We start from the raw sequence: 13,201 nt of genomic DNA, 5'->3' as shown, positions 1-13,201 counted from the left end.
AAACAAATATATTGCTCTGCTATTCTTTATTGAGATCAAAATAAAGGCATTGGTATACACATATATTACCTATACTGTTCTGCTTCCACGCTATAATGGCATACAAAGCAGAACAGTGAGGGGCATGCGCTTGCTCTTCAATATTATTTGCATACATTCTATAATAACGCACAAGTCTGGTAAAACTCCATTGGCCCATGCTATGTGCGTCCCTCTTATGCAAATGAGAGAAAGAAGAAAAAGAGACTATCGATTAAGAGTAAACTGGCGCCCCGGCCCAACGTAACAGGCTCTTTCTGCGTAGGGCAATCGTAAGGATAGTTGCCAGAATAATTATGACCATGATAGCGGCAGTAATAGTGATGGCAGGAGTACCGCTATTCTTGACCAGTATCGCTATATATGCCCAGACAATTACTGCCAGGAAAGCTATATCTACGCATGTCAGGCCCACATAAACAGCTACCGCCGTTCCAATCACCAGCAATATTGCTGTCCAGGCGATAGGACTGATGCCGGCACCATTCCAACCCAGATTAGCCAGCACTACGGCGGTATTAACGATGCTGGCAACTGTAATCCAACCCAGATATAGACCAAAGGGTGCGTTCAGACACCAGCTTTCGAGTGGCGATGCACTCTCTTTGTTGATGTTCGTCCGAATATAGATAACCAGTAACGAAAGCAACAAAATAGCCATCAGCAGCAGGCTCAGGTTTATCCGTTCATTCAGCCACACATATTCCCAGCCTACATTGGCAATACAGCTCAGTGCATACCAGTAACCGATACGCCGTAAACGTGGATTTGTCCTTTGTGCTGGCAACGCCTGATAGATAGCAAAAGCGATCAAACCCAGGTAAATAATGCCCCAGATGGCAAAAGCATAGTTAGCAGGGGTAATGGACACGGGATACTGTCGCGAAACTTCACCAACACTGCGCCCAAAGACATTACTGCTAAAAACATTTAGTAAAACGGTTGCAATAGTCACCACTACATTGATGATCTGCCTGGTAATATCTTTTGTCATATACAACTCTCCTTAACCCTGACCATTTATCAAATTTGAACCATCTACTTACATTGTTGATGCAAGAAATGGCCGGATCGTATAGCTTTGCAAAAAAACTACAGAAGGTCATCGACCAAAAAAACAGGGCAGATGCTTCTGGAGCTCATTTTTTGACTTATTAACCATAGATATTATCCAGGTTCGTGTCTTATTGCGTCATAGTAGTGTTTATTAGATATATTCCCTTGAATGTATACAGTCAGGAATATTGCTTGCTTGTACAATGAAACCAGGAACAATTGTTGTCCGTGCTAGCCATAGAAATACTTCCTATGGCCGAATTATTCCTTTCTACCTATCTCACCCTAAACAATCAGGGAGGTTGCACTGTATATGTCGGATCAGATGCTGGCAGAGGCGTGTCAACTCGGTGAGCAGCATAAACTGGATCAATTTGTAGTTACATTGAAGGTAGATTATCAGTCTTCTGATCTCTTTTATGCGCTCTATTTGAGCATGGCAATTCCAGGTATGATTATTATGCTCATAGTTGGTTTCATTTTTTCTATGAGCTTTGAAATGAGTAGCACTACCTACTATATACTGGTAAGTATTGTTTCTCTTCTATATCTATCCATTCTTTCGGTTAGCTGGTTACGTGACTATAAACCATTGCGTCTACCTTTTCGTCGCAACCTGCATGTACATATTTACACAGCTGGCATTGTGCGGATTCTAAATGGGCGGGCCGAGGTAATACGCTGGGAACAGATGAAGAAGGTGCACTATAAACGAGCCTCCAACGTCGGAGGAGTGAGCCCACATCAGTAGTTAAGATCTGGCGTCAGGATGGAAAGAAGTTTGTTTTTAATGCTACGATGAAACGAGTCGATATTCTGGGCCACTTAGCCGAACGTGAATATCTGAAACGTCAGTTAGAGACAGCCTCTACGCACGTGAAGAAAAATATGAGCCTCCACTAAATGGACATACGATATAGAGGGGTGTTGCCGCGCAGAAGGGTCCGTGTCATACTGTAATCAATATATGTTGTTCACATTGTCGGCAGTATAAAGGAGATTATGGCATGGCTAATGAACGGAGCACGCCCAGGCGCCTGAATTTTTCAAATGTTATTCCCAGCACCATTTTACAAACCATCGCCATCGATGTGGTCTTTCCCTATATGGTGTATCAACTATTTGCTGCTCGCCTGGCAGGCCCGGCAGCATTATTGCTGGTGGCCCTATTTCCTCTCAGCCATATGATATGGCAATACAATCAGCAGCGAAGTCTGGATCTGATCGCCCTGGCCGCTCTGTACGTAATATTCTGGGTCATGCTTGGTGCCCTGTTGCCAGATGTTTCTCCATTACTGGCAACAATTCTACATTATGTACTACCCATCGCTATTCTGGGGCTATTGACGCTACTCACACGCTGGATGCGTATGCCACTGCTCTTCTACATTGATCGTTATTGCCATGCCCATACCCCAGATCATATTGCGGACTATACAGATTATTGGCAGGAAAGCGCCGAATATCGCCAGCTGATTTTCCGCATGAATAACGTCTGGGGCTGGGACAACTTCTCCTTTCGCTCGTTGTGTTACTGCTCTTCCTGCTAATCCCGCTAGACTTCTCGGCCTCAACTATCCTGGTGGTCACCTGCCTCTTCTATATTGTGCTCACTATGTGGAGTGTGCAACAGGCAAATGACCACGCAGAGCAATGGGATAAGCTCAATAGCGAGCAAGATCCTCCTGCCTACGGGTCTTAATAGCATCTACTAAAAAGCATGAAACAATGGTCATTCAAGGGCACCGATGCAATGAAAGTCTGCTCATAAAATCGAAGACGGTATGGGTTCTCACCGAGCCTTTGTGCTAAACAAAGGCCCGATTCGTTAAATAGATGTTGTATTTGCTATTATTACAACTTTTAAATATTTAAAAAGTTAAGAATAATTAAACAAGAAAAATATAGATTTTTACTATAGCACATGTTATACTCTCATCGAGGGTTGGGGAAGAAGCAATTGCCACTTGTCACTACTACTTGTTCAAACCATCGTCTCCATTGCTCTTCGCTCATCCCATTTTTTAAAGTATCTGGTGTATAACGGTGTAGAATTTATAGTGCAGGGAAGGTTGGTAGGGAGTAATAATGGTCGTTAATATATGCGGAACGATGACACTTCCTCGTTCTCTGTAAACGAGCACGCAGAGCAATCCTGGTCTTCTGGAGTGTGTTGGGCTGTCATGGATGTGGGGTTATGCCGGGTGGATGGGATATGACAGCAAACATAGGTGATGTGAGGGGAAAGCAGGGGGGTATCCAGGGATTTTTGATTGCTGGACGTGGCTTTTCTTCCAAGGAAAGTTTGAAGGTTGGCTACAATTGAGGGTTGTGTGGTTGTGTGAGGGTAGCCAGTAACACCGTCCCGTTATCATAGTCAGGCCCACTGAATAAGCATTCAGTGGGCCTGATGCTATTTTGGGCAGTGGAATAAATCCTCTTCCAGCTGCTGCCAGGCAATCTTTTCGGCCTGCACACGGGTCATGGTGCGATTCTCCTGGGCCGCCAGGACAATCTGTTGTGTCACACGGGTTTGAAAAGTAATCAAAATAGGTAACTGCTGCTCATGTGACGGCATAACGCCTAAAGAAATATCCGATAATAAATAAAATTCGTTCTTGTCAAAAGCCAGGCACATCAATTCGACATACTTTTGAATTAAGGATAGATAGTTGGCGAGAAAAAATTCCTCTGGGTACTGGCAATGTAAATACCACCAACAGTCTGATTGGCCAGTAAGATAGGCGCTGCGACGACGCTCTTCACTTCATCAATCTGTTCATCAGGAAAGATACGCTGGATCTCTTCAGGACTCTGTAGGGGCGTTAGATGCCCCAGAGAGACCGCATAACCCACCAGCGATTCAGCACCGAAAAATTGCTGATGATATTCAACATAGGTACTCCAGGGCGGAGTACCTCTACCGTAAACCACACGCAAACTACGAATCTTCTGCCCTTCTGCTGGAGGGACACATTGCGCTACATATATCAACATCCCATCCAGATTGGGATCAAGCTGCTTCAACATCTGCTGCAAAATCAAATTACTTACATTTGAGGATCGCAGGTGCTGGGAGACGCTGACATATGCGGTCATGACCTGGACATAAAATGTGGCTGGGATCAACGCTGACTGCTCATCCTGTAGCATGTTTTCCTGATTAAGAAAGGGAAATTCTACTGCGAGCAACATCAATAGTTGTTTTCGATACTGGGGTAAGGCATTCAAGAGTAAACGTACATTCTGGGGGCGGGGATTGGTTTCACCATTAATCCAGCGTCTTAAAGTCATCGAGTTGATATTCAAGGCATCAAGTATTTTTTGCTGTTCCAGAGGATCGCTGGCCACTTTTCCAAGTAGTTCACGCCATGTTATTTCCATATTTTACCACCAGCAAATATAGTATTATGCGTTTCTATAGCACGCCGCTCAATCGTATGAGCATAGCCGCCAGGGGATTTAATGCGTTTCTTCTATGATGCTGCTCAAAAAGTCTGAGCTGTGGCGGCAAAGCTAGCCGCGACTTAGCGGCGTTTACGATTGCTTTTAGAGCTTGAGATATGCTAACACATTAGCTATAGCATATCTCTTATGCTGGTTAATAGTCAATATATGCTTCTGATGGATTAGAGCTTTTTAATTTTCCTCTTTGGCGCCTGCGGCGCCGGGTTGAACGTGTGGAGTGTGGTTGGTGGGCGGCTGCGGCCGCCCACCAACCACACTCCACACATGAGATAATGTACATATTGATGGCTCACTGCAAAGAAATATGACCAATTTTCATATTAGTTGACTTAGTTTGTCAATTTAGTCAAGAAAAACCTTGACAGACTGCCTTGCGATAGATTATGCTCTTAACAACAGAGAAAACTGATCACAACGTCGGAAGAAACAAAAAACAGCTATTGCCTGCTATTCAAATCTGAAAGGCATGTAGAGCTTTTGGGAGAGATGATCGTCCGCTCATGTGGATGACGGCATATCAGTGAAGAAGCGTAACGTGAAGCAGTTAAATGGAGTTGAGCCTGGTGAAGAACTGGAATTTTTGCAGATAGATCCGGTTCATGCTTGTGTCTCCTCTGTTCGTGCTTGTGTCTAATGGAAACGGTCAGAATGGCAACAATTGGAGGGTGCCATTCCGACCGTTTCTTTTGTCTACAAACCTGCTGAGACAATGAGATGCGAGTTGCTTTTCTACCTACAGCTACTTCAGGCTGGCCAGTTCCGCGCTACGGGCCTGGAGCTTACTGATGCGCTCTTCTTGCGCAACTAGCTTCTCACGCTCTTTCTCGACTACTTCGGGCTTAGCCCTGGTAACAAAGTTTTGATTAGAGAGCTTGCTTTTGATACGCTCAGACTCCTGCGTAGCCTGGGCTATCTCTTTCTCCAAACGCTCTAACTCTTTGCCAAGATCCAGCAAACCAGCCAGTGGTAGATAGATCTCTACCGCGCCTGCCAGCAGACTCATAGCCTGCTCAGGTTTCTGAGGCAGCTCTGTATGCAGTTGTGGCTGCTCGGTGCGTGCCAGAAACTCAATCAGCGGCGACTGAGCGGTGAACATCTCTACGTTGTTACCCACAGCCATGATGGCTGGAATACGACGTGCAGGCTCAACATTCATCTGGTTGCGGGCGTCACGGATCAAGGTGATGACCTGCTGGACCAGGTTGAATTGCTGCTCAGCCTCTTCATCTACAAAGGCCTCGTTATATTGTGGCCAGGGTGCGATGATCAGCGCCGAGGCTGGCCAGGCTTCCTTATTGGGCTCACTGAAATGATACAGATATTGCCAGACCTCTTCAGTCACAAATGGCATGAACGGGTGCAGGAGGCGTAGACTTTGATCAAGCACGGCGCGTAGGATCAAAGCAGTGTTCTGCCTGGCCTGCTCATCCCTTGCATCTGTACTTTAGCAATCTCTACATACCAGTCACAATAATCTGACCAGAAGAAGTCATTGATCTGGCGACCAGCTTCACCAAACTGGAATTCGTCGATCAGGCGTGTAACGGATTTCGTCAGGCGCGCAAATCGATTGAGAATCCAGCGATCGGCCAGGGTTTGTGGCTGCAGAGCGTCGATAGTGGGTATGCCACCACTGATGCCAGCGGTCGTCATGAGCACAAAACGTGAGGCGTTCCAGATCTTATTGGCAAAGTTGCGGTTACCTACGATGCGCTCATCGATCAATTTCATGTCGTTGCCCGGTGTACTGCTGGTCGCCAGGGTAAACCTTAGAGCATCGGTGCCAAATTTATCCATCACTTCTAATGGATCAACCACATTGCTCTTGGACTTACTCATCTTCTCACCTTTGGCGTCGCGCACCAGGCCATGCAGGTAGATGGTTGAGAAAGGCGCGTTACCCATAAAGTGGATGCCAGCCATGACCATGCGGGCAACCCAGAAGAAGATGATGTCGTAACCGGTCTCCATCACGGCATTTGGATAATAGCGTTGCAGATCGGCTGTATTATCAGGCCAGCCCAGGGTGCTGAAAGGCCACAACCAGGAACTGAACCAGGTATCCAATACATCTTCGTCCTGCCGAATCTGGGTGTTCCCACAATGAGGACAGGCGGTCACGTCTTCGCGGCTGACTGTCATCTCACCACAAGTATCACAATACCAGACCGGAATGCGATGGCCCCACCAGAGTTGGCGCGAGATACACCAGTCGTGGATGTTTTCCAGCCAGTCAAAGTAGGTCTTATTAAAACGTTCAGGGATGATTTTGATCTGACCATATTTGACTGCGTTGAGCGCAGGAGTGGCCAGGGGCATCATTTTAATGAACCACTGTTTCGAGATCAAGGGCTCGACTACGGTATCACTGCGTTGGCAGCGTCCCAAAGGAACTACGTAGTCTTCAACTTTAATGATCAGGCCCATTTTCTCTAGATCGGCAACCAGATTTTTGCGCGCCTCATAGCGGTCCTGGCCCATGTAAGGTCCAGCCTCGCTGGTCATTCTGGCATCGAAGCCAATTACCTGGACTCGTGGCAGATTATGGCGGGCACCAATTTCAAAGTCCACCGGATCATGAGCGGGCGTGACTTTGACAGCACCGGTACCGAAGCCAAGCTCAACGGCTTCGTCTGCGACAATTGGAATCTCACGCTCAACCACCGGGACAATCGCGATACGACCTATCAGGTCTTTGTAGCGTGGATCTTTGGGGTTGACGGCAATACCAGTATCACCAAGAATCGTCTCGGGACGTGTGGTAGCTACGCTGATATATTCGGTCGCTCCACCTGTCTGCCCATCCAAAGGCTTCAGTGGATAGCGCACATAGGTCAATTTGCCAGGCGTATTGACGTGGTTGACCTCAAGATCTGAGAGTGCGCTCATGCAGAAAGGACACCAGTTGATGATGCGCTCACCGCGATAAATTAGCCCTTCTTCATACAAACGTACAAAGACTTCGCGAACAGCTTTGGAAAGACCTTCATCCAGAGTAAAACGCTCACGCGACCAATCGCATGAAGCTCCCAGGCGACGGTGCTGGTCCTGAATGCGGCTCTTATATTGCTGCACCCATTGCCAGACACGCTCTAGAAAGGCTTCACGCCCAACTTTATGGCGATCGGTCCCTTCTTTCGCCAGCAAGCGCTCAACCACAGTCTGGGTAGCGATACCGGCGTGGTCCTCGCCAGGCACCCAGAGGGTTTCATCGCCTTGCATGCGATGATAACGAACCATAATATCTTCAAGTGTTGCCGTAATGGCATGCCCCAGGTGTAGAGCCCCGGTTACGTTGGGGGGAGGCATACTGATAACAAACGGCTTGCGCGAAGGATTGGGGCGGGGCTTAAAATAGCCGCCCTCTTCCCAGAAGCGATACCACCTGGCCTCTACCGCCTGTGGCTCATACGCCTTGGGCAAAGCTGCAACATCGGTGATCGGCGTTATCTCTGTTGTCTTTTCTTGCTCGATCATATCCACCTCTCATAACACATAAAAAAAGCCCTTCCCGTCAAGGACGAGAAAGGACGTAACTCGTGGTACCACCTTGTTTCAATCAACCGGTCTGCGCACACGTGTGGCGACCCTGAGGTTGATCCTCAGCAGTGCTGTATCGGGCACCCCCGTGGAAATTAGTTAGACCATTGGTTTCCAGGCTCACAGGCGACCTTCGTTTGCGCTCATTCCGAGGAAGACTTTCAGCCTTCGGATCTTCCCTCTCTAACGGGAGTCGCACCTACTCCTCCTGATCGTGGCCAGTATAAAATTATTGTTCATCTCAGTCTATCGAGTCGAGCTACAAATGTCAAGCCCATCCTACGCCTAGGGTGTCATTCATTTTTTTGCAGAGCCAAAATGGTAAGATAGAAACAGCTCAAACGCAAGGAAGAGAAAGGTGGGCACGATCATGAAGTCAGAAGACCTGGAGCAACGCTGGCAGCAACAAAGTCAAGAAGCCTTTCATACGCTTGCTCAATGGCAGAAGGAGCATCCCAAAGCCACCCTGGCCGAAATTGAAGCCGCCATTGATGCCCAACTCGATCAGGTACGGGCTCGCATCATTGAAGAGATGGCCCAAGCAGAGAGGGAAACCACCCAGCAGGGGCCACGATCGTGTCCGCAATGCGGCACACGCATGCATCAACGAGGGGCACGTACCCGAACCTTTCAAACACGAGGACAGCAAGAAGTGAACGTGAGCCGTGACTACCAGAGCTGTCCCGCCTGCGGATACAGCTTTTTTCCCCCTCGATGAGCAACTGCAACTGCCTCCCACCGCGTTGTTACCTCACGCCCATCAAAGTCTGGTTCGCTTAGGAACGCATCTGCCTTTTGGGCAAGCCGCCAAAGAAGTGCAGGCGTTGCTTGGCATTCGCATCAGTGAGGCTAGCGTCCGGCGCTGTACCTTGCAGGCAGGACAGATCGCCGAGGCGATCCAGAGCGAACAAGCCCATCCCGAAGCCGCCCGACCTCGTTTCCCTCTTCCTGCCGCTCCAGTGGTGGAGCAGATGGCGATGGGCAGTGATGGCGGGATGGTGCCCTTGCGCGGCGGGATCTGGGGTGAAGTGAAAATGGCCGTATTTGCTCAGGTGAACCCCTCAACAGCGAAAACCGAGCAGCATAGCTACTTTGCGCGGTTGGCGGATGCATCAATCTTTGCGGATCTGGCTTCGGCGGAAGTGACGCGGCGAGGGATCGCACAGGCCAGGCAGGTATGTGCCATCCAGGATGGCGCCGAGTGGCTGCAAGGCTTTGTGGATGGACATCGCCATGATGCGGTGCGCATCTTAGATTTTGCCCATGCTGCCCACTACCTTGGTCAGGTCGCCGAACAGGGACAACAGCAGGGTTATCATGTCCCTGCTCGCTGGCTCAATGTGGTTCTTCATGAGCTCAAACATGCGGGGCCAGAACGCATCATGAGGCATCTGCAGTGGTGGAAACGTGCTCGGCCGTTGCCCGCGGTCACCGATGCGCTCCGTTACTTCGGCAAGCGTTTGGCGCAGATGAACTATCCGCAGTTTCAAGCCCAGGGATGGCCCATTGGCTCAGGAATGGTCGAAAGCGCCAACAAAGTGGTGATGCAAGCCCGTCTCAAGGGAGCAGGAATGCATTGGGAGCCGGGCAATGTCAATCCCATGCTCGCCTTACGGGGAGAGATGTGTAACGAGCGCTGGGAAGAGAGTTGGCAGTATCAGCAACGCTGGCGCAACGATCATCACCATGGCCAACGACAGCAGCGAAGTCTCCAGCGACGCGCTCGCTGCGCGCAAGAACTGCGAGCGCTCATTCTGCACATCTGTTTGCGGTTGCCTTCCTCTACGTTTGCTCCACAACCTTCTTCTCGCAAAGGACGAACCGAGGGACAAAAACGCTGGGGAAGGCAAACCTTTTCGCATCGCATGCTTCAAGATGGCTCTGCAAAAAAATGAATGACACCCCTACGCCTAAGGGATCTCGCTGACAATGGAAGAGAGCAGGCTATCTTCAAATGTTACTTTGCCATACAAAAACCTGGCCGTCACATAACATCCCATCGCCAGGCCAACGATGGCTCCTCCGACCAATAATGGAAATAAAGGCAATGGTATCTGACCTATTAGCGATCCTATATACAGGGCAGCTATCAGCGGAACGCTACCCAGCAAAAATGAGCAGAGAAAGGCCAGTAAAGTGTAGACCAGATAATCCAACAAGATCAGCCACGCATTATAGCTGCGCGCCTCATCGGGTCTTTTTTCGGCCAGCAGCCGCAGTTTGCGCACCCGTTGCCAGAAAAAAGAGAGGGCCAATAAAATAGATATAATTAAAATAGTGCCACCGGTGAAATAAAGAAGCTGGTGTGTCTGTGGATCGGTAAAAACGTCCATGGCGTTCGTTATCCTTTACAAAGTAGGTTCGAGTCTTGCTCCCGATTTCCTATCCACAAGCATATCACACTTCTTCAATATAACAGCACGGCATGGTAGATTCGGCCCTCGCAACCAAACCTTTTCGCTAAAAGCAACAAAAAAGCATTCCCAGGGGCATCTTTTTGGCGGCTCCTGAGAATGCTTGCTAATGCTATTAGATCTTCTTGAAGGTACAGGTTATCTTACCGAATTGTAGCGTGTCTCCATCGTTGATGGGAGTCGGATTGTCAGGCTCCAGGCGCTTACCGTTGATGCGCGTGGAGTTGGTGCTATTCAGGTCAGTGAGTGTATAGCTGTCGCCTGAGCGTTCGATAGCTGCATGGAGACGCGAGACGGTGTCTGCACCATCAAATTTGCTCAGGTCCACTTCTGGCTGAACTCCACCCAGATCATGATCGTAGCGACCAACGGCGGCACGTTCACCACTCAGTAGGATCTGCTGTCCGTTGTTGCCAAATGTCAGTGCTCCCCAGGGTCCACTGAGCTGGGCTGGTTGGGCGGGCAGCGTCGGCTGTTGCCCGATAGCCTGTGAGGCTGTACTCGGCAGCGTTGGTTGTGTCAACGTATCCTGCTCAGCTTTGGCTGCATCCGGATTGGAGGGAATATAATATTGCTTCTGTGGCCGTGGCTTCTGCGGTGGCGGTGGGGTCTGGTGTGGTGTGCTGGGCACCATCGTCACTTTGGGCTGCGGCTTGACAGACGGATCTTGCGTCACCGGCGGCACATAGTATTGTTCGGGCGCCTGCTGCGGCTTAGGCTGGGCATCGGCCGGCGCTTGCTGGCTCGATGGCGTATAGTATACCTGTGGCTGCGGGACGGACGCCGGTGTCTGCGGCGTTGGCGGCGTATAAACAGGTGCAGGCGGCGGGGTATACGTCGGTGTCGGTGGCGGCGCTGGTGGTGTATAGGTTGGCTGCGGTGGCTGCGCTACCGGCGGCGTATAGGTTGGCGTTGGTGGTGTATAGGTTGGCTGCGGTGCCGGCGGTGTGTAGGTTGGCGGCTTAGGCGATGGGCCTGGCCTGGGTATCGCAGACTGAGAAGCTGAAACAGTAAAGGTTGAAGCACCACACTTCGGGCAGAAAGATGTACCCGCCTTCAGTTCAGAATTGCAGTTGGAGCAATAGACTCTAGGAGCCGCCAGGGCGCGCCCACAGCCTGAACAGAAGGTGTCCCCCGGCTCATAAGGTGTATTACAATTTGCGCAGCGTAAGCCTGATGCAGGGGCCGCTGGCACCGGTGCAGGAGATGGTGACGCTGCGAATGGTAACAGTTGCTGGGGAGCCTCTTCGACTACCGTGTTTGAAGGAATATAGTAAGGGATCTGTTGCTGGGGCTGATTTGGCTGTCCCCACTGCTGCTGTAACTGCGGCACAATATAAGAGGGGATCGGGCCAGCCTGAATCCCAGGCCGTTGCTGGCGCACCAGGCCATCTACTATATTTAATGCCTGATTACCCAGGCTTGCCTGGCGTAATGCACCTGCGCCCGCCGTTAAGGCCAGAGGCCAGAGTACAGGAAAAGCTACCAGTCCGACCGCGCCAACAGCTGCTTTGTCAACCCAGCGCTGCCGACCAATCATCGCCAGTACCCCACCCGCCGTACGCTGGATGGTCAGCGAGATTGCTGCCTGCATACCAATAATTGCCTCGAAATCACCGCCCTTTTTTAACTGAACCAGCATCTGGTCTCGATTGCCAAAATGCTGAGCCTGATAGCCCTGGGCAATATAGACGTTAGCGATGTCACTAGCTAATCGCTCCAAATCTATATCATCTGAATTATAAAAGCGGGCATCCATCCGTTATCCTCCAACGTAGCTTTACTTCGTTATCTGCTTGCATACATATAATCGTATGAGCACAGCCTCTTAATGGCTGATACGTCTCTCAAATTAGCCTGGTTTCTTCTAGCCTGGATAAACTTACTTTAAACACTCTATTCAGGCCGCTTACTCTTATCTACGCATGTGGTGGCTGAGAGTTGAACACTAGAAAGTAGATCTGCCCTCTTCTCGATAAAGTATAACATATATTTATGTTGTTGTAGAAAATGTGCGCAACACATTTTCTACAACAACATAAATAGCGTTTTTATGCTTATATTTCATGCCTGCAAAGCATGGAGAGCATGAAAATCAGGCGCATCCTTAGAATGTAGTTTCCTGGGCCTGAGCAGCCGTAGGATTGATCTCTACATTTGGATACTGCTGACGTACCAGGCCATCTAGCATGGAAAAGATCTGTCCGGCCAGGTTAAACTGGCGGAATGCACCAAAGCCAGCGGTGAATAGCAAAGGAGCTAGCACCGGGATAAAGACGCTGGCAGCACCTACAGCCAGTTTATCGATCCATTTCTGCTGCCCCACAGTCGCCATAATACCACCCGAAGTACGTTGCAGCGAAAGGGATAGGGCAGCCTGGAGGCCAAGTACAGCCTCGATATCGCTCCCCTTCTTAAACTGCACCAGCACATGGTCTTGATTGCCAATATATTGTGCTTTATATCCTTGAGTTTGATAAGCATTTACCAGATTATTTGCGAGAGACTCGATATTAACTTCCTGGTCGCGCAGGTTATAAAATCGTGCATCCATGGCTTGATCCTCCAATATTGCTTTTTCTATTCCATAAAGTATGCATGAGATAGTTTTTTAAAGTTCTTCCGTATCTATTTACGCTCTTCCGATCAGAAAGTTGGATATACTTTCTACATTATTATTCTGT

At 49.3% G+C, this 13,201-nt stretch carries 10 protein-coding genes and 1 pseudogene; 4 read left to right on the top strand and 7 right to left on the bottom strand.

What is annotated here, in order from left to right; translation table 11 throughout:
• Positions 1-253: 253 nt before the first annotated feature.
• A complete protein-coding gene (locus tag EL645_RS14570; RefSeq protein WP_126551185.1) occupies positions 254-1,033 on the bottom strand; it encodes a TspO-related membrane protein in 780 nt (259 codons plus the stop codon).
• Between the two features lie 375 nt (positions 1,034-1,408).
• Here EL645_RS14570 and EL645_RS14565 point away from each other — a divergent pair, with 375 nt between their 5' ends.
• Both EL645_RS14565 and EL645_RS14560 read left to right on the top strand, forming a co-directional pair.
• Positions 1,409-1,846, top strand: a complete 438-nt coding sequence (locus EL645_RS14565; RefSeq protein WP_126551183.1) for a hypothetical protein — start codon at positions 1,409-1,411, stop codon at positions 1,844-1,846.
• Between the two features lie 256 nt (positions 1,847-2,102).
• Positions 2,103-2,645, top strand: a complete 543-nt coding sequence (locus tag EL645_RS14560) for a DUF3159 domain-containing protein (protein WP_126551181.1) — start codon at positions 2,103-2,105, stop codon at positions 2,643-2,645.
• An 863-nt stretch (positions 2,646-3,508) separates the two neighbouring features.
• On the opposite strand, the gene EL645_RS39300 is transcribed toward EL645_RS14560, so the two are convergent.
• The 3 genes and pseudogenes from EL645_RS39300 to EL645_RS14550 all read right to left on the bottom strand — a co-directional run bounded on the left by EL645_RS39300 (position 3,509) and on the right by EL645_RS14550 (position 8,013).
• Entirely contained in the window at positions 3,509-3,673 is a 165-nt protein-coding gene (locus EL645_RS39300; RefSeq protein ID WP_161977372.1) for a hypothetical protein, read from the bottom strand.
• A gap of 80 nt (positions 3,674-3,753) precedes the next feature.
• The gene (locus EL645_RS14555) at positions 3,754-4,479 is read right to left on the bottom strand and encodes a hypothetical protein (protein WP_126551179.1); all 726 of its coding nucleotides are present in this window, start codon (positions 4,477-4,479) and stop codon (positions 3,754-3,756) included.
• A gap of 823 nt (positions 4,480-5,302) precedes the next feature.
• Positions 5,303-8,013 (bottom strand): annotated as a pseudogene (locus EL645_RS14550) (valine--tRNA ligase).
• Positions 8,014-8,473: 460 nt separating this feature from the next.
• Between EL645_RS14550 and EL645_RS14545 the strand changes: the two are divergent.
• Both EL645_RS14545 and EL645_RS14540 read left to right on the top strand, forming a co-directional pair.
• Positions 8,474-8,821 (top strand): hypothetical protein, encoded by a 348-nt coding sequence (locus EL645_RS14545; RefSeq protein WP_126549266.1) that lies wholly within the window; start codon positions 8,474-8,476, stop codon positions 8,819-8,821.
• Positions 8,769-9,998: an ISKra4 family transposase gene (locus tag EL645_RS14540; RefSeq protein ID WP_126549265.1), complete on the top strand. Its 1,230-nt coding sequence runs from the start codon at positions 8,769-8,771 to the stop codon at positions 9,996-9,998. Before EL645_RS14545 ends, EL645_RS14540 begins: the two co-directional genes overlap by 53 nt.
• Before the next feature lie 15 nt (positions 9,999-10,013).
• On the opposite strand, the gene EL645_RS14535 is transcribed toward EL645_RS14540, so the two are convergent.
• From EL645_RS14535 to EL645_RS14525, 3 genes are all read right to left on the bottom strand, one after another.
• Positions 10,014-10,436, bottom strand: coding sequence for a hypothetical protein (locus tag EL645_RS14535; protein WP_126551177.1), 423 nt, complete (start codon positions 10,434-10,436; stop codon positions 10,014-10,016).
• A 196-nt stretch (positions 10,437-10,632) separates the two neighbouring features.
• Positions 10,633-12,276, bottom strand: coding sequence for a double zinc ribbon and FHA domain-containing protein (locus EL645_RS14530; protein ID WP_126551175.1), 1,644 nt, complete (start codon positions 12,274-12,276; stop codon positions 10,633-10,635).
• A 348-nt stretch (positions 12,277-12,624) separates the two neighbouring features.
• The gene (locus EL645_RS14525) at positions 12,625-13,071 is read right to left on the bottom strand and encodes a hypothetical protein (RefSeq protein WP_126551173.1); all 447 of its coding nucleotides are present in this window, start codon (positions 13,069-13,071) and stop codon (positions 12,625-12,627) included.
• Positions 13,072-13,201 lie beyond the last annotated feature (130 nt).

This window comes from Dictyobacter kobayashii (assembly GCF_003967555.1).
Classification (GTDB): Bacteria; Chloroflexota; Ktedonobacteria; order Ktedonobacterales; family Ktedonobacteraceae; genus Dictyobacter; species Dictyobacter kobayashii.
The sequence above is the reverse complement of the archived record's forward strand: the minus strand, read 5'-3'. Positions and strand labels throughout refer to the sequence as shown.